The organism is Pelodictyon luteolum, assembly GCF_001622165.1.
GTDB lineage: Bacteria > Bacteroidota > Chlorobiia > Chlorobiales > Chlorobiaceae > Chlorobium > Chlorobium luteolum_B.
Genome location: NZ_LVWG01000022.1, coordinates 42419 through 61759 on the forward strand (window position 1 = coordinate 42419; position 19341 = coordinate 61759).

General features: G+C 57.1%; 21 protein-coding genes. 16 read left to right on the forward strand and 5 right to left on the reverse strand.

The window, feature by feature from the left end:
• The first annotated feature begins 13 nt into the window (after positions 1 to 13).
• From A3K90_RS04005 to A3K90_RS04025, 5 genes are all read left to right on the forward strand, one after another.
• Positions 14 to 664 (forward strand): TPM domain-containing protein, encoded by a 651-nt coding sequence (locus A3K90_RS04005; RefSeq protein ID WP_303681280.1) that lies wholly within the window; start codon positions 14 to 16, stop codon positions 662 to 664.
• A 10-nt stretch (positions 665 to 674) separates the two neighbouring features.
• Entirely contained in the window at positions 675 to 848 is a 174-nt protein-coding gene (locus A3K90_RS04010) for a hypothetical protein (RefSeq protein ID WP_303681281.1), read from the forward strand.
• 135 nt (positions 849 to 983) lie between these two features.
• Positions 984 to 2081, forward strand: coding sequence for a glycine cleavage system aminomethyltransferase GcvT (gene gcvT / locus A3K90_RS04015; protein WP_303681282.1), 1098 nt, complete (start codon positions 984 to 986; stop codon positions 2079 to 2081).
• Between the two features lie 38 nt (positions 2082 to 2119).
• On the forward strand, positions 2120 to 2812 hold the full coding sequence (locus A3K90_RS04020; protein WP_303681283.1) for a DNA translocase FtsK 4TM domain-containing protein: 693 nt from the start codon (positions 2120 to 2122) through the stop codon (positions 2810 to 2812).
• A gap of 125 nt (positions 2813 to 2937) precedes the next feature.
• Complete coding sequence (locus tag A3K90_RS04025; protein WP_303681284.1) at positions 2938 to 4518, forward strand: DNA translocase FtsK; 1581 nt, start codon at positions 2938 to 2940, stop codon at positions 4516 to 4518.
• 86 nt (positions 4519 to 4604) lie between these two features.
• On the opposite strand, the gene A3K90_RS04030 is transcribed toward A3K90_RS04025, so the two are convergent.
• The 3 genes from A3K90_RS04030 to der all read right to left on the reverse strand — a co-directional run bounded on the left by A3K90_RS04030 (position 4605) and on the right by der (position 7484).
• Positions 4605 to 4865 (reverse strand): NifU family protein, encoded by a 261-nt coding sequence (locus tag A3K90_RS04030; protein ID WP_041463992.1) that lies wholly within the window; start codon positions 4863 to 4865, stop codon positions 4605 to 4607.
• A gap of 87 nt (positions 4866 to 4952) precedes the next feature.
• On the reverse strand, positions 4953 to 6140 hold the full coding sequence (locus A3K90_RS04035; RefSeq protein ID WP_303681285.1) for an Mrp/NBP35 family ATP-binding protein: 1188 nt from the start codon (positions 6138 to 6140) through the stop codon (positions 4953 to 4955).
• A gap of 33 nt (positions 6141 to 6173) precedes the next feature.
• The gene (gene der / locus A3K90_RS04040) at positions 6174 to 7484 is read right to left on the reverse strand and encodes a ribosome biogenesis GTPase Der (RefSeq protein WP_303681286.1); all 1311 of its coding nucleotides are present in this window, start codon (positions 7482 to 7484) and stop codon (positions 6174 to 6176) included.
• Positions 7485 to 7627: 143 nt separating this feature from the next.
• On the opposite strand from der, the gene rplM reads away from it, so the two are divergent.
• From rplM to pyrH, 5 genes are all read left to right on the forward strand, one after another.
• Positions 7628 to 8077 (forward strand): 50S ribosomal protein L13, encoded by a 450-nt coding sequence (gene rplM / locus A3K90_RS04045; protein WP_011357164.1) that lies wholly within the window; start codon positions 7628 to 7630, stop codon positions 8075 to 8077.
• Between the two features lie 18 nt (positions 8078 to 8095).
• Positions 8096 to 8485: a 30S ribosomal protein S9 gene (gene rpsI / locus A3K90_RS04050; protein WP_303681287.1), complete on the forward strand. Its 390-nt coding sequence runs from the start codon at positions 8096 to 8098 to the stop codon at positions 8483 to 8485.
• Positions 8486 to 8643: 158 nt separating this feature from the next.
• Positions 8644 to 9399 carry a 30S ribosomal protein S2 gene (gene rpsB / locus A3K90_RS04055; RefSeq protein ID WP_303681288.1) on the forward strand — a complete coding sequence of 252 codons (756 nt, stop codon included), beginning with the start codon at positions 8644 to 8646 and terminating at the stop codon, positions 9397 to 9399.
• Between the two features lie 38 nt (positions 9400 to 9437).
• Complete coding sequence (gene tsf, locus A3K90_RS04060) at positions 9438 to 10304, forward strand: translation elongation factor Ts (protein ID WP_303681289.1); 867 nt, start codon at positions 9438 to 9440, stop codon at positions 10302 to 10304.
• 117 nt (positions 10305 to 10421) lie between these two features.
• The gene (pyrH, locus tag A3K90_RS04065) at positions 10422 to 11129 is read left to right on the forward strand and encodes a UMP kinase (RefSeq protein WP_303681321.1); all 708 of its coding nucleotides are present in this window, start codon (positions 10422 to 10424) and stop codon (positions 11127 to 11129) included.
• Here pyrH and recX read toward each other — a convergent pair.
• Both recX and A3K90_RS04075 read right to left on the reverse strand, forming a co-directional pair.
• On the reverse strand, positions 11126 to 11662 hold the full coding sequence (recX, locus tag A3K90_RS04070; RefSeq protein WP_303681290.1) for a recombination regulator RecX: 537 nt from the start codon (positions 11660 to 11662) through the stop codon (positions 11126 to 11128). The genes pyrH and recX overlap by 4 nt on opposite strands.
• Positions 11652 to 13052, reverse strand: a complete 1401-nt coding sequence (locus tag A3K90_RS04075; RefSeq protein ID WP_303681291.1) for a radical SAM protein — start codon at positions 13050 to 13052, stop codon at positions 11652 to 11654. Before A3K90_RS04075 ends, recX begins: the two co-directional genes overlap by 11 nt.
• Before the next feature lie 266 nt (positions 13053 to 13318).
• Between A3K90_RS04075 and bchF the strand changes: the two genes are divergently transcribed.
• From bchF to A3K90_RS04105, 6 genes are all read left to right on the forward strand, one after another.
• Positions 13319 to 13789: a 2-vinyl bacteriochlorophyllide hydratase gene (gene bchF, locus A3K90_RS04080; protein WP_303681292.1), complete on the forward strand. Its 471-nt coding sequence runs from the start codon at positions 13319 to 13321 to the stop codon at positions 13787 to 13789.
• A gap of 6 nt (positions 13790 to 13795) precedes the next feature.
• The gene (locus A3K90_RS04085; RefSeq protein WP_303681293.1) at positions 13796 to 14020 is read left to right on the forward strand and encodes a hypothetical protein; all 225 of its coding nucleotides are present in this window, start codon (positions 13796 to 13798) and stop codon (positions 14018 to 14020) included.
• Positions 14021 to 14059: 39 nt separating this feature from the next.
• The gene (locus A3K90_RS04090; RefSeq protein ID WP_303681294.1) at positions 14060 to 16165 is read left to right on the forward strand and encodes a bifunctional aldolase/short-chain dehydrogenase; all 2106 of its coding nucleotides are present in this window, start codon (positions 14060 to 14062) and stop codon (positions 16163 to 16165) included.
• Positions 16166 to 16213: 48 nt separating this feature from the next.
• Positions 16214 to 17095: a 3-hydroxy-5-phosphonooxypentane-2,4-dione thiolase gene (gene lsrF / locus A3K90_RS04095; RefSeq protein ID WP_303681295.1), complete on the forward strand. Its 882-nt coding sequence runs from the start codon at positions 16214 to 16216 to the stop codon at positions 17093 to 17095.
• Positions 17096 to 17186: 91 nt separating this feature from the next.
• Positions 17187 to 18488, forward strand: coding sequence for a RuBisCO large subunit C-terminal-like domain-containing protein (locus A3K90_RS04100; RefSeq protein ID WP_303681296.1), 1302 nt, complete (start codon positions 17187 to 17189; stop codon positions 18486 to 18488).
• Between the two features lie 16 nt (positions 18489 to 18504).
• Positions 18505 to 19329 (forward strand): SDR family NAD(P)-dependent oxidoreductase, encoded by an 825-nt coding sequence (locus A3K90_RS04105; RefSeq protein ID WP_303681322.1) that lies wholly within the window; start codon positions 18505 to 18507, stop codon positions 19327 to 19329.
• Positions 19330 to 19341: the final 12 nt, after the last annotated feature.

The window sequence follows — 19341 nt, forward strand, 5'->3', positions numbered from 1 at the left end:
GGGTCCCACAACAATGCAGGAGGAGAAAATGAAATACAATCCGGTACGGAAGCTGCTCACTGAATCCGGCCAGCGGCAGGTAGAGGAGCGGATCAAAGCGGCCGAGGCGAGCACTTCGGGGGAGATTGTCGTGATGGTGGTCGAGGAGAGTTCCCGCTATCGCCACGCTTCGGTGGTCGGGGCCTTGTTTTCTTCAATGATCGTCGCTGTGGCGGTGGGGCATTTTCAGGGCGGAGACGGCATGTGGCATTTTCTCGGTGTCTTCGTTCCGCTTTTCATCGTTTTCCATGAACTGCTCGTGCGTCTTGCACCCCTGCGCCGCATGTTTGCCCGCAAAACGGATATGCAGGACGCTGTCGCAAAAGCCTCCCTTGCAGCGTTTTACCAGAAGGGGATCAACGGCACCGAGGCGGCGACGGGCGTACTCATCTATATCTCGCTTTTTGAGCACATGGTCAGGGTTGTGGCCGACAAAGGCATCAACGAGAAAGTGGACCCCGGAGCATGGACGGAGCTCGTCGGCGGCATAGTCCAGGGCATCCGGCGCGGTGATGCTGCAGCTGCCCTTTGCGAGGCTGTCGGCCGTTGCGGTGAGCTGCTTTCCAGGCATTTTCCGATCCGGGAGGGCGACAGGAATGAGCTCAGTAACCAAATCCGTTACTGAGGCCTGTTTGATGAAGAAGCTCTGCCGGCTCGAGGAAAAGGATGCGCTGCGCCATGCCGGGCGCGTGGCCGAGGAGGGCGGGGCGCGCCATATATGCCGCAGGTGTGCCCGTGTAGCCAGAAAGAAAGATGCGCTCTGCAAGCCGCAGAAGATCAAACGCGACAAGCAGAAAGGCCGCCACTGAAAAGTGCGCCGACCTCTTCAGCAAGCGTTGTGGATTCGTATATTGAAGAACAGGAGACCTGCGGAAGGGCCACCTTCGCCCGTCCGCAGCCTGAAGAGTCCAGTTCCGTAAGGCCAACACCAGAAGAGTGAGTACATGAAAAAAACAGCATTGTATCCCTGGCACGAGAAGGCCGGGGCGAGGATTATTGATTTCGGCGGATGGCTTATGCCGGTTCAGTATTCAGGCATCATTGCCGAACATCGGGCCGTCCGAAGTGCGGCGGGCCTTTTCGATGTCTCGCACATGGGGAATTTCTATGTGAAGGGGCCCCGTGCGGAGGAGTTCCTCCAGCATATGACCACCAATGACCTCAGCCGCGCTAAAAACGGTCAGGCCCAGTACAACGTGATGCTTTATCCAAGCGGCGGTATCGTTGACGATCTCATCATCTACCGCATCGACGCCCAAACCTTTTTCATCATCGTCAACGCAGGCAACTGCGAAAAAGATTACCAGTGGCTCCAGGAGCATGTGGCAGAATATGATGGTGTCGTGCTTGAAGACCATTCAGCGGCGATGTCGCTGATCGCCCTTCAGGGTCCGAAGGCGTTCGATATCCTGAAAAAGGTGCTGCCTTCCCTCGTCGCCCCATCTCTCGGGTCGTTCCACTTCTGCACACTGGAGTATCGCGGTGTGGAGCTGATGGTGGCCCGCACCGGTTATACCGGCGAGATCGGTGTTGAAATCTGTGTGCCGAATGAGATGGCCCTTCCGCTCTGGGAAGAGCTGCTCCGGTCCGGACAGCCTGAAGGAATCCTTCCAATCGGTCTCGGCGCCCGCGATACCCTCCGCCTTGAAATGGGATATTCTCTCTACGGGCATGAAATCGATGAGGATACCAACCCCCTTGAAGCCCGCCTGAAATGGGTGGTGAAATTGGACAAAGGGCACTTTATCGGCCGGGAGGCCTGTCTTCAGGTGGAACTGAATCCGAAACGTTCGGTTGCAGGATTTGTGCTTGAGGGGCGCGCACTGCCGCGCCAGGGCTGCAAGCTCTTCAACAGCGATCATCAGGAGATCGGGCGGGTGTGCAGCGGCACCCTCTCGCCGACCCTTCAGGAGCCGGTGGGTACCTGCAGCCTCCTTCGCGAGTACCAGAAGCCGGGCACGAGGGTGTTCGTCGAGATACGCGGCACCATGCAGCCGGGTACGATACGGCCCCTGCCGTTCGTGAAAACCTCCCTCTCCTAAGGGGGAGGGTTCAATCATTCAACCACAGAAACTCAAGGGTGAAGAGGAAAAAGGACAACAGCGCGGATACCGGGAAAAAATCGGGGCACGGGGCTCTTAAACGGGAGATCGGAGGGATTGTCCTGATGCTTTCCGCCCTTTTCCTTGCCGGTTCGACCATCACCTTCCATCCCGGTGACCAGGCGGTCTATCTCCAGTTGCCCTGGTATGACATTTTGGGCCCTGCAGCACGTGATGCTGTAGCCCACATCCAGACCCCCTTCGGGCTTCTCGGCGCAAGGGTGGGGTCCTTTTTCGTCCGCTCTTTCCTTGGCTTCCCCTCGCTCCTGCTCTTTTCCGCGGTCTTCTTCTGGGGGGTCTCTCTGTTCCGTTCAAAAAGCCTGAAGTCGGCCTTGATCTTTTTCCTGTACAGCGTGCTGATGTCGCTGGATCTGGCGGCAATGGGGGGGCTGACACCGTTCGCATTCAGCGACCTTCTTGCTGGAGCTGTCGGCAGGATGCTTGCCGAGATGTTCTCTACATTGCTTGGCGCAACGGGAGCGTGGGCGCTTTTGCTGGCTATTGCTGCTGTTCCGTCATTCTATCTCAGCCGCATCATGCTCCCCGGCGTAGGGGCGGGTGTTGTGCCTACGGTTGCGGCCATGCCATCCCGCCTGTTTTCACGGATCGGGAACGTGTTCCGGGCTCTCGGTAAAAAAAAAATGAACCCGCTGCCGTACCGGCTGCCATAGCAAGGCCCGCTGAGGCTTCTGTAGTTCCTCCCCCCGCACCAGAACGCCTCGAGGGCAACGCCCATTTACCCTATAGTACGCCTGCCCTCTTCTCTTCCCCCCCCGGCGTAAGTCGGGATGACGGTGTGGAGCTTGTCGTTCAGCAGGCCACCCATGAAATGGAGGCTGATCTCGACGATCGCAAGCTGAAGGTGAAGACGAAAGACCGCGATACCTACCGCATACCCTCCATCGACCTGCTTGAAAAGGGACCGGAGGGTGATGGCGGGATTGATGAGGAGCATCTTGCCGAAAGCAAGCGACGTCTCCTCGAAAAGCTCTCCATCTACAAGATCGAGGTGATGAGGATACAGGCGACGGTGGGGCCGAGGGTGACGCTGTTTGAGATGGAACTTGCGCCTGATGTGAAGGTCAGCCGGGTGACGGCGCTGGAAAATGACCTTGCCATGGCCCTTGCCGCCAGGGGCATCCGCATCATCGCGCCCATCCCCGGAAAGAACGCCGTCGGCGTCGAGATCCCCAACAGCCGCCCTGAGACCGTCATGCTCCGGAGCGTGCTGCAGGTGGAGAAGTTCAAGAACAGCCGTTACATCCTGCCGATCGTGCTCGGCAAGACCATCTCAAACGAGGTCTATATCGATGACTTGACCGCCATGCCGCACCTCCTCATCGCCGGCTCGACCGGCTCGGGCAAGTCGGTCGGCATCAACGTCATTCTCTCCAGCCTCCTATACTCCTGCACTCCCGACAAGGTGAAGTTCGTCCTTATCGATCCGAAGCGGGTCGAGCTGTTCCATTACCAGCACCTGAAAAACCACTTCCTGCTTCGATTCCCCGGATTCGATGAACAGATTGTAACGGAGCCGCAGAAAGCGGTCTACGCCCTGAAGTGCGTCGAAAAGGAGATGGAGCTGCGCTATATCCGCCTCGAGCAGGCCGGGGTCCGCAACATCGGGGACTTTAACCGGGCGAACCCCATGGATGCGATGTACTACATCGTTGTGGTCATTGACGAGCTCGCCGATCTCATGATCACCGCCGGCCGCGACGTCGAGGAGCCTATCACGCGCCTTGCCCAGCTGGCCCGCGCTGTCGGCATCCATCTCATCGTGGCTACCCAGCGTCCTTCTGTCGACATCATCACAGGCATCATCAAGGCGAACTTCCCTTCGCGCATCGCCTTTCAGGTGGCAAGCAAAGTGGACTCGAGAACCATTCTTGACGGGTCCGGCGCCGAACAGCTTCTCGGCGATGGTGACATGCTCTACCAGCCGTCTTCACTCCCGAAGGCCATCCGCCTCCAGGGGCCATATGTTTCGTCGAAAGAAGTAGAGGCAGTGACGCGCTATATCGGCAGCCAGCATGCCCTGACGGATGTCCGTGACGTTCTTCTGCCGAAGGGTGAGATGCGGAAACGGGGAAGCTCTGAGAATGGTGCCCCACAGTCGTTTGGTGCAGAAGATGATGAGCGGGACCCGGCATTTGACGAGGCAGCAAGGCTTGTGGTTATGAGCCAGCAGGGTAGTACTTCGCTGCTCCAGCGGCGGCTCCGGCTCGGCTTCAGCCGTGCGGGAAGGGTTATGGACCAGCTGGAGAAAGAGGGGATCGTAGGGCCGCAGGATGGAAGCCGTGCACGTGATGTGCTCATTGCCGACCTGAGTGAACTTGAAGTGAGGTTGAACGCGCCCCCCGAAGAGGATTACTAGGAGCGGTATAAGCAGTGACCTCTTGATGAAACCGGCTCCCGGACCTCAGCGGGCCCGGGTCGATTTCTCTCCTTGCGGTCAGCAGCTTAGACGGATTCCACCCGGACGATTTCCGGAATGGCTTTCTTGATGGCCTGCTCGACGCCCGCCCGAAGGGTCAGGGTGCTCATGGGGCAGCTGCCGCATGCTCCAAGCAGTTTCACATCCACAACCATATCCTTGGTGATGCCGACAAGCTGGCAGTCTCCGCCGTCAACCTGCAGGTATGGGCGTACGGTTTCAAGTGCGGCGATCACACGGTCATAGAGTGCATCGCTGTTCGGCAGGTAGTCTTTGCTTGTGCTCATGGCATACATCTTTTAGTAATTGGAAATACAGGTGAACCTCCCCGGAGGAACAGGGTAATATCTACCCCGGTCCTCAAAAAAACAACTCTAAACCGTTTCATCGTTCCCGCATCCGCATCCGCTGCCGCAACCGGTGTTCTCGTCCCGGCATGAGGCGTTCGTGATGGATATCCTGCGGGCAGTCTCCATTGCAACACCCTTCAGCGCTTTGGCCGACGTGGATTCGGGTTTGCCGAGGACGTAGGGCATGCCGCTGTCGCTGCCCTCTCCGACACCGCGCTCGATCGGAATGGCTCCGAGGAACGACAGCCCCTGGGCTTTGGCGAAGCGCTCTCCGCCTTTCTGGCCGAAGATGTAGTCTCTTGAACCGTCCGGAAGTTCGTACCAGCTCATGTTCTCCACGAGGCCGAGGATGGGGACACCTACTTTCCCAAACATGCTGACGGCTTTCGAAACGTCGGCTAGTGCCACGTCCTGCGGAGTGGTGACGATGAGGGCTCCGGTGACGGGGATGGTCTGTACGAGCGTAAGCTGTATGTCTCCGGTTCCGGGAGGAAGGTCGAAGACCAGATAGTCGAGCTCGCCCCAGTCGACGTCGGTGATGAACTGCTTGATGGCGCTGGAGGCCATCGGACCGCGCCATATGACGGCGGTGTCGGTTTCAATGAGGAAGCCGATCGACATCAGCTTCACCCCGAATTTTTCAAGCGGCCGGATTTTCTTGCCCGACATTTCAGGCTTCTCGGAGTGGAGCCCGAACATGGTAGGGATACTCGGTCCATAGAGATCGGCGTCGATGAGTCCGACCTTCGCGCCGCTTTCTGCGAGGCTGACGGCGAGGTTGACGGCGAGGGTCGATTTTCCTACCCCGCCCTTTCCTGATGCCACGGCGATGATGTTTTTCACACCCTGGAGCGGTTTGTCATGCCCGCCGCACTGGCCGCTCGAGCACTGGTGTCCGTTGTCATGGCTGTGCCCGTCACCGGGCTCATGGCCGTGGCTGCAGCTGGAGCCGGAAGTCACTTTCGCCTCCAGATTTACCCTGATGGTGCCGACTCCCGGCACACCGGCCTTTACGGCATTGATGCAGGCCGTTTTGATCTCTTCCTTCAAGGGGCATGCCGGTGTTGTGAGCACCACGCTGAACGACACATCGCCAGCATCGCTGATGGCAATGTCACGGATCATGCCGAGGGTGACGAGGTCTTTTTTGAGGTCGGGTTCCTGCACGGTGGAGAGTGCCTGGAGAATCTGCTGCTGGTCTATTGCGGGCATGGCTTTATCGGGTGGGTTAAATGATTGCGGAAGTTACTTCTGCATGAAGCGCAGCGAGATTGTGACACCCTCTAAGCTGAACTTCTCTCGCAGCTTGTTTTCGAGGAATTTCCTGAAATTGGTCTGTACAAGCTCCGGATTATTGCAGAAAAATGCAAATACCGGCCAAGGTGCCTCGATCTGGGTCATGTACTTGATTTTCAGCTCCTTGCCCGTCCGGGTGGATGGGTGGTTGGCGGCAAGAGCCTCCTCGAGGAATCGGTTGAGGGCGCTCGTGCTGATTTTCCGCGAGCGGTTCTGGCTGATCTCTTTTGCTGTATCGATGGCGCGGTAGAGGTTCTTTTTCGTCAGGGCCGAGGTGAAGATAACCGGGACATAGGAAAGGTTTCCCATATGGGAGCGGAGGGTCTCTTCGTACAGCTTGCTCGTCTTGGAGTCCTTTTCGACGAGATCCCACTTGTTGACGAGGAGGAGCACGCCGCGTTTGCGTTCAGCGGCGATGTTGATGATCTTCAGGTCCTGCTTTTCGATGCCCGGTGTGGCATCGAGCATGACGATGGCCACTTCGCAGCGTTCGATGGCCCGTTCGCTGCGCAGCGAGCTGTAATACTCGATTCCGGCACTGATCTTTGTCCGCTTGCGCAGACCTGCCGTATCGATCAGAAGGAACTCCTGCTGTTTACGGGTGAAACGGGTGTCGATGGCGTCGCGCGTGGTGCCGGGAATGCTGGAGACAATCTGGCGGTTGGTGCCGAGGAGGGCATTGACGAAGCTGGATTTACCGACGTTCGGGCGGCCGATGACGGCAAGCCTTATGGCACCGTCTTCTTCCGGGGGGCCGTCGGACTCGGGGAAGTTGAGGAGGATCTCATCGAGCAGGTCGGCCACGCCGCTGCCGTCACGTGCCGATATTGCCCAGGGTTCAGTGAATCCTGTGCTGACGAAGGATGCCGCTTCAATGGCAAGCTGCGGCGACTCCGCCTTGTTGACGGCAAGGAAGGTCGGCTTGTCGGAAAAGTTCCTCTTGAGGATCTTGGCGAGCTCAAGGTCGTCGTAGGAAAGGCCCGAGCGCACGTCAGTCAGAAAAATGATGATGTCGGCGTCATGGATGGCCATCATGGTCTGTTCGAGCATGGCCGTGCTGATGACGCCATCCTCGGGAGCGTACCCTCCGGTATCCATCAGGCGGAATTCGCGGCCCTGCCAGTGCCCTTCAGCGATGTGGCGATCGCGGGTCACTCCGGGCGTGGGGTCGACGATGGCAGCCTTCTCGCGGAGGATACGGTTGAAGAGGGTTGATTTGCCGACATTGGGTCGGCCGACCAGGGCGATTAGAGGCTTCATCTAAGGAGTGCTGCTAAGGGTTCGTTCCCCCCGGAGAGGCTGTGAAAAGGAGAACGGTATAATTTGTAGAATTAAGTGAAATAATTTACATTGATAAACTTTATTTTTCGGAAAAGTCCTGTTAAAACCATTGTACACACAGCATGAGCAAGACGCTAAGTTTTAAAACATATTCGGCGAAGCCTGCCGATGTCGAACGGAAGTGGTATGTCATAGATGCCGAAGGCCAGGTTCTTGGCAGGATGGCGGCTGAGATCGCCAGAGTCCTCAGGGGGAAGCACAAGCCCCAGTTCACTCCGCACGTTGATACCGGTGACTTCATCGTGGTCACCAATGCCGAGAAAGTAGCCCTCAGCGGAAACAAAGAGAATCTGAAGACCTACTTCTCCCACTCCCATTACCCGGGCGGCGTCAGGGTAGACTCCGTGAAGGACCTGCTTCGCAAAAAGCCGGAAAAGATCATTGAGCACGCCGTATGGGGCATGCTTCCGCACAACAACCTTGGCCGCCAGCTCTTCAGGAAACTGAAGGTATATGCAGGTACTCAGCATCCGCATGAGGCTCAGGCGCCGACTGAAATGAAAATACACTAAACAATAAAGCGAGAGGGAATGAAAGAGGTTATCGATACCGTTGGACGCCGCAAAACCTCCGTTGCACGGGTGTTCATGACTCCGGGCAAGGGCAGGGTCATCATCAACAAGCTGCCGGTCGAAGAATATTTCCGGGACGAGGTCAAGCGTCTGCATGCACTCCGTCCGCTGGTACTGACCGAGAAGACTGAAGACTTCGACATCAAGGTCAATGTGAAAGGCGGCGGACTCAGCGGCCAGTCGGGAGCGGTCAGCCTCGGCATTGCCCGTGCTCTCACCGAGTTCGATGACGCGGCCCGTGCGGTCCTGAAGCAGGAACGCCTTCTTACCAGGGATCCCCGCATGGTCGAGCGCAAGAAGTTCGGCCGCAAAAAGGCGCGCAAGAGCTTCCAGTTCTCCAAGCGTTGATATTTCCGGATTACTTTTTTTCGTACAACATCCCACATACCGCGCCGTTCCGGGGGTTTCCCCCGGATGGAGCATTCCGGCAGTGTCCGGCGCTGTTGCGCCGGGTCCCGGCATGCGGGCGGCGGTAGAGGCAACAACTAAACACAAGGACACGACAAATGTCACACTTTCAGCTTGAAGAGATGCTCCGCGCAGGAGTCCACTTCGGCCACCTCGCACGCCGCTGGTGCCCGAAAATGAAGCCGTACATCTTCATGGAGAAGAACGGCGTTCATATCATCGACCTTCAGAAGACCCTCGTTCTCGCCGATGATGCCCTCAACGCACTCGATGCCATTGCCCAGACCGGCAGGGAGATCATGTTTGTCGGCACCAAAAAGCAGGCCAAGCAGATCATCGCAGCCGAGGCCACGCGCGCCGGCATGCCTTTCGTCTGTGAGCGCTGGCTCGGCGGCATGCTCACCAACTTCTCCACCATCCGCCAGAGCATCAGGCGCATGAACTCCATCGAACGGATGGAGACGGACGGTACCTTCGACATGATTACCAAAAAAGAGCGCCTCATGCTTGCCCGCGAGCGCGAGAAACTCATGCGGATCCTCGGCGGCATCGCCACGATGACCCGTCTGCCTGCAGCACTCTTCATCGTCGACATTAAAAAAGAGCACATCGCCATCAAGGAAGCCCGTTCGCTCGGTATCCCGATTTTCGCAATGGTCGACACCAACTGCGACCCGGAGCAGGTTGACTATGTCATTCCTGCCAACGACGATGCGATCCGCTCCATTCAGCTTATGGTAAAGGCCGTGGCCGACACCGTCGTCAACGCACGTGCCATGAAGGTCGAGCAGGAAGTCCTCGCAGAGATGGATGAGCCGGAAGCTGCCGAGGGTGCAGAGGAAAGCGCAGAGTAACAAGCACAACAAGAATTACAAGACAACAGCCTAGAGACATGAGCCAGATTTCAGCAAAAGATGTAAAGGACCTGCGCGATACGACCGGTATCGGCATGATGGACTGTAAAAAGGCCCTTGAGGAGACCGGCGGCGACATGGAGAAGGCCATCGAATACCTTCGCAAGAAAGGTGCCGCTCTTGCCGCCAAGCGTGCAGACAAAGATGCCAGCGAAGGCATGATCTGCATCAGGGTGTCGTCGGACCGCAAGTCGGGCGTCATTCTCGAACTCAACTGTGAGACCGATTTCGTGGCTCGTGGTGAGGTGTTTACCGGCTTTGCCGGAGCACTTGCCGAGCTCGCCCTGCAGAATCGTATCGCTTCGGCTGCTGAGCTCCTGAAGCTCAGGATGACGGAGGAGATGGGTGGCGAACTCGTCGACGATGCAATCAAGACCATGACCGGGAAGCTCGGAGAGAAGATTGAATTGAAGCGTCTCGTTTTCACTGATGCTTCAGATGGCCTCGTCGAGTCCTATGTCCACCCCGGAGCCCAGCTCGGAGCCATCATCCATGTGGCGACTGACAAGCCTGATGCGGTGACGGGCCTTACCAAGGACCTCGCCATGCAGGTCGCAGCTGCAGCACCGATCGAAGTCGACCGTTCCGCCGTTCCCGAGGAACTGATTGCCAAGGAATCCGAGATCTACCGCCAGCAGGCGCTGGGCCAGGGCAAGAAAGAGGAGTTTGTCGACAAGATCGTTCTCGGTCGCCTCGATAAGTACTATCAGGAGGTGGTGCTTCTTGAGCAGGCCTTCATCAAGTCGAACAACCTGAAAGTGTCTGCCGTGCTCGATGAGTTCAGCAAGCAAGTGCAGACCAAGTTGGAAGTGAAGGAATTTGTCCGCTACCAGCTTGGAGAATGAGTAATGAAAAAGCCTCGGTATCGGGGCTTTTTTTTGCCCGGTTTTTTTGTGCAGATTTAAAGGTGTAGGCTTTCTTCAGGGTACCCCTCTTAACCACTTTCCCGGAGGATAATGACTATGCAATACAGGCGCATCCTGCTGAAACTGAGCGGAGAGGCTCTTGCGGGCGTTGATGGCTACGGCATCAATGCTGAAATGCTTGAGCGGTTTGCCGAAGAGGTGAAAGAAGCCCGCGACATGGGGGCCGAGATCGCACTGGTCATCGGTGGCGGCAATATCTTCCGGGGTGTTTCCGATGCAGCCAAGAACATGGACCGCGTCCAGGCCGACTACATGGGCATGCTTGCCACCGTCATCAACTCTATCGCTTTTCAGGACGCTCTGGAGCGCCTTGGAGTGTATACGAGGCTGCAGACTGCCATCAAGATGGAACAGATGGCCGAGCCGTTCATCCGCCGTCGGGCAATCCGCCACCTTGAAAAAGGAAGGGTTGTGATTTTCGGTGCCGGGACAGGCAATCCCTACTTCACCACCGATACGGCCGCTTCGCTTCGGGCCATTGAGATTGAAGCCGATGTCATTGTCAAAGGCACCCGTGTCGATGGCGTTTACGATTCTGATCCCGAAACCAACCCCGGTGCGGAATTCTTTCCGAAAATCTCCTACCTTGACGTCATCCGCAAGAACCTCCGTGTGATGGACATGACGGCCATTACACTCTGCCGGGAGAATACGCTGCCGATTGTGGTGATGAACATGAATGAGAAAGGGAACCTCTCACGGCTGATCCGTGGAGAGCATGTCGGTTCGCTTGTGCACGCCTAGCTTTCTTCTTCATTTTCCCCAAGGGGGCTCCGGCCCCCGTTTCCCTGCATAAGTGTCTCAAGCGCCTCCCGGATCTCCCCCCACATGAACCCCCTTCCCAGCAGGAAACGTACCAGTTTTTCCTTTTCTCTGGTTCCCGGTGAGCCTCCAATCGCCCTCAGCTTCTTTTCTGCGGCATCGAGGCACGCTCCAGTGCTATCGTGACGCTTTAGTATTTCGTCGATGATGGCGTCTTCGACGCCCCGTTTGCGGAGTTCCATCTTGAGCTTGATGCGGCCGGCCGGTTTCATTCGGCTCCGGCTTCTCATGAACTCTTCGGCAAACGTACGGTCATTGATGAGGTTCAGCTCAATGAGCCGCTCAATCGAGCCGGCGATGTGCGCTTCTTCAAATCCCTTTTTACGGAGTTTCGTCTCTAGTTCCATCCGGCTGTGGCTTCGGAGCCCGAGGAGTTTGAATGCGTGGGCCGAGGCCAGGCTCAGGGAGCTTTCCGTCGCCTTCCTGCCCCGGTGAGCGCTTTGCCTACCGTACATTCCGGAGACTTTCTGAGGAGAGGTTGTGTGCTGCCTCGAAGGCTTTGAGCTCCGAAGTGAGGTGGTGGCGGAAGGCGAGGTTTGTGATGAGGTTGATCAACTTTTTCGGGTTGTACCAGATCCTGCCGGCGATGTGGCGCCAGGAGTATATGCCTTTGTAGCTTCTGAGCACCTTGTACTGAAACAGCACGGGATCATAGCGGTCGGACTTGATGACGAGGTGCAGTGCGTTGTATTTCTCCCAGTCCTCTATGGTGATAAGTCCGTCGCGCTTATAGTCCATGTACATCTGTGTTCCCGGATAGGGAGTGATGATCTGGAAGATGGGCATGAAGATATGGTTCTTTTCGACGAACCGCACCAGCTCATCGATATCCTCGAAGGTGTCGATGGCGGGGTTGAAGAGGAAGTTCCCCTGGATGTTCAGCCCGGCTCTGCGGCATTCCTCGATGATTTTCGAATACTTCTCCGCGGAGTTGACGTGACCTTTGTTATAGGCCTCAAGGGTGCTCTGCTTGATGGACTCGAGCCCGGCGAGCACGAAGTTGCAGCCGGCATCGACAAGTTTGTTGACCGTTTGAGGGTCTTCAAGGAAGTTGATCGAGAGAAAGACACTGAAGGTGATATTGCACTCTTTGAGGAGGTCGAGGGATTCCCAGAGCTTTTTCTTGTTGATGCCGAGGTTTTCATCGGTGAGCATGAACCAGGGCTTTTTTGAACTGCGGCTCGCCTTGAAGAAATATTTTTTCGCCTCTTCGACCTGCGTTTTCAGCGATTCGGCCTTCTGGGCCCTGTACTGCTTGCCGGTGAAATTGGGTGTAACGCAGAACGAGCAGTTGAACGGGCACCCGCGGGTAACGTAGATCGGGATCGACTTGGTGCCGTCGACTTTGCCCCGTTTCGAGGAACGAGAGATGCGGGCGTAGTCTATCGGCACAATCTCCTTTACTGGAGGATATTCCTTTGAGTCATAGAGCGCTTTAAGCACTCCGTTTCCGACATCCTCAATGAGAGCTGCCCAGAGGTTGTCGGCTTCCCCGACAACGATGCTGTCTGCGTGGATGGCTGCTTCTTCGGGGTTGAATGAGATGTGCAGTCCGCCGAGGACGACTTTCTTTCCATGGGCACGGAAGGTATCGGCTATCTCGTAGGCACGTGTAGCTTCAAGGGTTCGCGAGGTGATGCCGACGAGGTCGTAGTCACCGTCGTAGTCGATATCGTCGTGGAAGTGCTCATCGACCATTTCAATGGTATGTTGCGGGGGAGTCAGACTGACCAGCACGGCAAGCGCCATGTGAAAGAGCGGCTTCTGGTTGCTGTCGTCGTCCATTTTCCCCTGGGGTGACACCAGAAGGATTTTCAGGGATCGGGTTGCGGTCGTCAATGGCATTTGGTCCTGTTGGAAATCTCGGCGTTGACAAAGCTTCGCGGTAACCGGGGCAACCGGTGCCGTCACTCCCCGAAGGAGGCACGCTGGAAGGACATGGCATTAATCTTTCAATTTATATGAATTTTCTAAAAAAACAGTGCGTGAGCATGACCGCAGATGTATTTTTTCATCTTCCCGAAGCCCTTCCGATGCTTTTTCTCTAGGGGGGATTTTGCTATATTCCTTGCTTTGAGTTTTGCCGCCACCAGTCACCAGCCTATTATTTTATGCCTCGTTATACCCCGGAGCAGCTGGCAAAGAGGAACGCCTCGGTATGGACCGACATACAGATTATCCTCGCTCCCATCCAGTTCATCATTTTCCTTATCGGCGTCACGGTGACGGCGCTCTATCTCAACGGCATCATCACCTCCTTCTACTGGGTGAGCCTGGCGATCCTCTTCAAGACTCTTTTCTTTGCCCTTCTCTTCGTGACCGGCATGTTCTTCGAGAAAGAGATTTTCGACAAATGGGTATACTCGAAGGAATTCCTCTGGGAGGACATCGGCAGTACCATCGCTGCGGCGTTCCACCTTCTCTACTTTGTCATGGCATGGATGGGCTACCCCGAGGAGGTGCTCGTGTGGGAGGCATTTCTTGCCTACTTTACCTATGTGCTCAATGCTCTGCAGTATCTGGTGCGCATAATCCTGGAGAAGCACAATGAACGCAAACTCCGCATGGGCGGCCATATCTGAAGGCACATGATACACTACAGTTTCACGAAGCTCTGGAACCTCACGTTTCTTTTTATCGCACCCTTCTGGTTCATCCTGGTCTGGATGATCTGGTCGTCCGGCCAGCTCGCAACGGACGCTGACCGGTCTGTCTTCGTCTTTTTCGTGGTGCCGGGGTTCCTCGTCATCTATCTTTCGGGTTTCCTGATAGAGGGTTGGCACAAGAAGAAAAAAGCGCAGTCTTCCCGTTGAGGGGGCGCTGCCATCCACTTTAAATAAGCGGGAGTTTCCATGCAGAACCTCTGGAATGACAGCGATGTATTGAAACCGTCCGGAGGGCATGATATGCCCCCGGAGCTTTCCGAACTGGTCTATGCCTCCCGCCTGCTCGGCAGGGAGAGCTCACTGGTAATGCACGGAGGAGGGAACACCTCCGTAAAGACCCAGCTGCACGATATCATCGGCAACGGGGTCAACGTGATATTCATCAAGGGGAGCGGCGTCGATCTTGCCGATGTCAATGCACACGATTTCACCCCGGTCCGCATTGATCCTCTCCAGAAACTCCAGCACCTTTACGCCACCGGCGAACGCAAGAGCGATGAAGATATCCAGAGGTTTTCAACACGGGAGTTCAAGCACTTTCTCTACCTGAACCTGTTCCAGCTGACCGACCATATGGTCAGCAATGCCCTCACCCCCTCAATCGAGACGCTGCTCCACGCTTTCCTGCCGCATCGCTTTATTTTTCATACCCACTCACTTGCTTTTTTGACTCTTTCCAACCAGCCGGAGGGAGAGACGCTATGCCGTGAAGTGCTCGGTGACGGGTTCGGTTCCGTGCCATACATCAAGCCGGGCCTCGGCCTGGCCCGCTATGCCGCCAAGGCTTTCGATGCTGATCCTGCCATTCACGGACTGGCGCTGCACAAGCATGGTCTTGTAACCTTCGGCAACACCGCTCGTGAGGCTTATGAGCGTATGATTGCTGCCGTCAGCGCGCTTGAGTCGAGCATCGCCGCATCGCCACGTGGCGTGCTTCCCCCGGCAGCACTTCCCGCATCACTGCCTCCGGTGGAGGATGTCGCTCCGGTCATCCGCGGAGCCTGCGTCGAGGAGAAGGAGCCGGGTACGAAGGACTACGACCAGTTCATTCTGGACTTCAGGAGCTCCAACCGGATCCTTGAATATGTCAACTGCAGAGATCTGGCGGAGATGAGCCGGAAGGGTGCGATGACGCCTGACTTCATCGTGCGGACAAAAAACCGGCCGCTCGTTCTCCCGGCTCCCGATGCCGCCGATATGGCAGGATTCAAAATGGCGGTTCACGAAGCCGTACGGCAGTACCGCGAGGAATACGAAGCATACTTCACCCTGCAGAAGGCCGCAACCGGCAGCGACGCCTGCATGCTCGACTCCCTTCCGCGCGTCGTTCTCGTGCCGGGAATCGGCCTCTTCGGCCTCGGCCGGACAGCGAAGGCGGCCCGGGTCAACGCAGACATCGCTGCCGGTAGCGCCGCGGCCATTCTTGACGCAGAGTCGATCGGCACGTTCCGCTCGATCACTGACCGGGAGGCGTTCGACATCGAGTACTGGGAGATGGAACAGGCCAAAATGCAGAAAGTCCGCCATCTTGCTTTTGCCGGCAAGGTTGCCATGGTCACAGGTGGAGCTGGCGGCATAGGACTTGCTACCGCGAAAGCCTTTAAACAGATGGGCGCCGAAATCGTGCTGCTCGACCTCCACATGGACGGACTGGAGCGGGCGGCTGAAGAACTGGGGGGCGGCGTACTCGCCATGACCTGCGACGTCACTGACCGCAATGCTGTTCGTGCGGCTTTTCAGGCGGCATGCCGCCGGTTCGGAGGTGTTGACATCATCGTCTCCAACGTGGGTGCAGCCCTCCAGGGGCGCATCGGAGAGGTTCCCGACGAGGTGCTTCGCAAGAGTTTCGAATTAAACTTCTTCTCCCATCAGTCAATCGCCCAGGAGGCGGTCAGGGTGATGAAACTTCAGGGGACCGGCGGCGTTCTCCTTTTCAACGTCTCGAAGCAGGCTGTCAACCCCGGTCCCGATTTCGGTCCCTACGGTCTGCCGAAAGCCGCGACCATGTTCCTGGTACGCCAGTATGCGCTCGACCACGGTCGCGACGGCATCCGTGCCAACGGCATCAACGCCGACCGGATACGAAGCGGCCTTCTCACCCCCGAGATGATCAAGGCGCGTTCTGCTGCCCGGGGGCTCAGCGAACGGGAGTATATGGCCGGCAACCTCCTCCAGCTGGAGGTAACGGCCGAGGATGTCGCTGATGCGTTCGTCCATCTTGCGCTTGAAAAGCGTACCACCGGTTCAATCACCACGGTCGACGGTGGAAATATCGCAGCGGCGCTCCGCTGAAACCAGTACCAGCACCAACATACCAACTGCAAACAGGAGACCATCATCATGGCTGAATACGATAAGGACAAGCAGGCCAAAGAGTATTACACCGATATTCCGGTGAACAACTACGGCTTTTTCCTCAAGGGTGCGCACTCGCTCGACTGGGGTATGAAGAACCGCCTTTCCCGGATTTTCCGTCCTGACACCGGCAAGACCGTGATGTTCGCAATCGATCATGGCTACTTTCAGGGCCCGACAACCGGTCTTGAGCGCCCCGACGTCAACATCGTCCCCCTGATGCCGCATGCCGACGCCATCATGCTTACCCGCGGGATTCTTCGCACAACCGTGCCTCCGTCCCTTACAAAGGCGGTTGTTATGCGCTGCAGTGGTGGTCCGAGCATCCTGAAGGAGCTTTCCGACGAGGAGCTGGCCGTCGACATCGAGGATGCGATCCGCATGAACGTGGCTGCCATCACGCTTCAGGTCTTCATCGGCGGCGAGTTCGAGACCCGCTCGATCCATAACATGACGAAGCTCGTCGACATGGGTCTGCGTTACGGCATTCCGACAATGGCTGTCACTGCAGTCGGCAAGGACATGGTGCGCGATGCCAAGTACTTCCGCCTTGCATGCCGCATCTCTGCGGAGCTTGGCGCGCAGATCGTGAAAACGTACTATGTACCTGAAGAATTTGAGAGCGTCGTAGCCTCCTGCCCGGTGCCGATCGTCATGGCCGGAGGAAAGAAGCTGCCTGAAAAGGATGCCCTCACCATGTCATACCGTGCCATTCAGGAAGGTGCTTCCGGCGTGGACATGGGCCGCAACATCTTCCAGAGCGATTATCCGCTTGCTATGATGAAGGCGGTCAACCGGGTAGTGCATGAGGGACTGACTCCCGACGAGGCATTCGAATATTTCAACTCGATCAAAGGCGAAAGCTGAAGTCTTTCTGCTTCTGGGCTGCGCGGGGCTGATGCCCCGGCATTTTTTTAACGGGAACCCCCGGAGGCCTGAGGGGGATGAAGCTTTGCTAATGAATACTGATGACATCAGAGGCTTTTTCGCCTCCAGAGAGCAGCTTGACATGGCTGATTACCTGACGCTCGAGTACTATGTCGAGTGTGTGGGGGACATCGAAACGGCGCTTGCCCATTTCTGCAGCGAGCAGTCGACTGCGCAGTGGCGCAGGGTTGGTCATGACGAGGATTTCCGGCCGAGGTTCGGGGCCAAGGTCATCGGACTCCGGATCGAAGGCGAGCTCGAGCAGCTGAGCTATCCCGTCCAGCATTCGGAAACAGGGCCCATCCATGCCTGCCGGGTCACCATCGCGCATCCCCACCGCAATTTCGGCCCGAAACTGCCGAACCTGCTCACCGCCGTCTGCGGAGAAGGGGCGTTCTTTACTCCGGGCATCCCGGTTGTGAAGCTGCTCGACATCACCTTTCCCGAGCCCTATCTCAACGCGTTCGAGGGTCCGAAGTTCGGCATCGAGGGCATTCGCGACCTCTTGCAGGCATACGACCGACCGATTTTTTTCGGTGTCGTCAAGCCGAACATCGGGCTCAGCCCGGCACATTTCGCAGAGATCGCCAGTGAGAGCTGGCTCGGGGGTCTTGATATCGCCAAGGACGACGAGATGCTTGCCGACGTCGAATGGTCAACCCTTGCCGAACGATCGCTTGAGCTCGGTCGCGCCCGGATGCGGGCCGAAAAAGAGACCGGTGAGCCGAAAGTTTACCTGGCAAACATCACCGATGAGGTTGGTTCCCTGAAGGAACAGCATGATGTTGCGGTCCGGAACGGAGCCAACGGCCTGCTTATCAACGCACTTCCTGTCGGACTCAGCGCCGTGCGTATGCTTGCCGCCTACACCAAGGTGCCGCTTATCGGCCATTTCCCCTTCATCGCGGCTTTCAGCAGGATGGAGAAGTATGGCATCCACTCGCGGGTCATGACCAAGCTTCAGCGGCTTGCAGGCCTTGATTCCATCATCATGCCCGGATTCGGCAGCCGGATGATGACCCCCGAAGAGGAGGTGAAGGAGAATATCGCCGAGTGCCTCCAGGAGTTCGGACACATCCGTCGTTCGCTGCCTGTTCCCGGCGGCAGTGATTCCGCCCTGACGCTCGAAACCGTTTACCGGAAAGTCGGCAGCGTTGACTTCGGCTTTGTTCCCGGCCGCGGTATTTTCGGCCATCCCATGGGTCCGAAAGCCGGTGCTGCCAGCATCCGTCAGGCCTGGGAAGCTATTGAAAAGGGCGTGCCGCTGGCAACTTACGCCGAAAGCCATCCGGAGCTCGGAGCCATGGTGGCCGGCGCTGGCAGGAACAAATGAGTTCCGGAGGGTGCTGATGCAGAAGCTTCAGGGACGGGTCACGATCATCACCGGTTCGACAAAAGGCATCGGCAACGCCATTGCGCACGCTTTCGTCCGTGAAGGGGCTAAGGTCGTCATCACCTCCTCATCCGAATCCAATGTCCGTCATGCCCTTGAAGCTTTCCCTGAAGGAACGGCTTTCGGCTTTACCTGCGATGTCACCTCAAGGGTGGAGGTCGAGCATCTCATGGCGGCCGGTGTGACGCGTTTTGGCCGGGTTGACTGCTTCATCAACAACGCAGGCATATCCGATCCGTTCGGGAGCCTTGCAGAAAGCGACCCCGACCTCTGGGGCCGTGTCATCGATACCAACATCAAGGGAACATACAACGGAAGCCGTGCCGCCATCCGCTATTTCCTGCAAAACAACCCGAAAGGCAAGCTCATCAATATGGCCGGTTCGGGAACCGATCCGCAGTCGAACACTCCGTGGATCAGCGCCTACGGCTCCACCAAAGCCGCCATAGCCCGCTTCACCCGTGCCGTAGCCGCCGAATACCGCCATACCGGCATGTCGATCATGCTGCTTCATCCGGGCCTCGTGCGGACGGCTATGGTGAGCCCTACTGATCCCACCAGGGAACTGCAGAAACAGCTGCATACGTTCAATACGGTGCTTGATATCTTCGCCCAGCCTCCCTCCGTTGCCGCCCGACTGGCCGTGCAGATGGCTTCGGAATGGAGCGATGGCCGGAGTGGAATCTACCTCTCGGCCCTGAGTACCTGGAGAAAAAAAAGGTTGCTCCTGAGCTTTCCTTTCCGTAAAATGTTCAACAGAATCGATCGTAGAACCTATTAACCTGAGGGGACT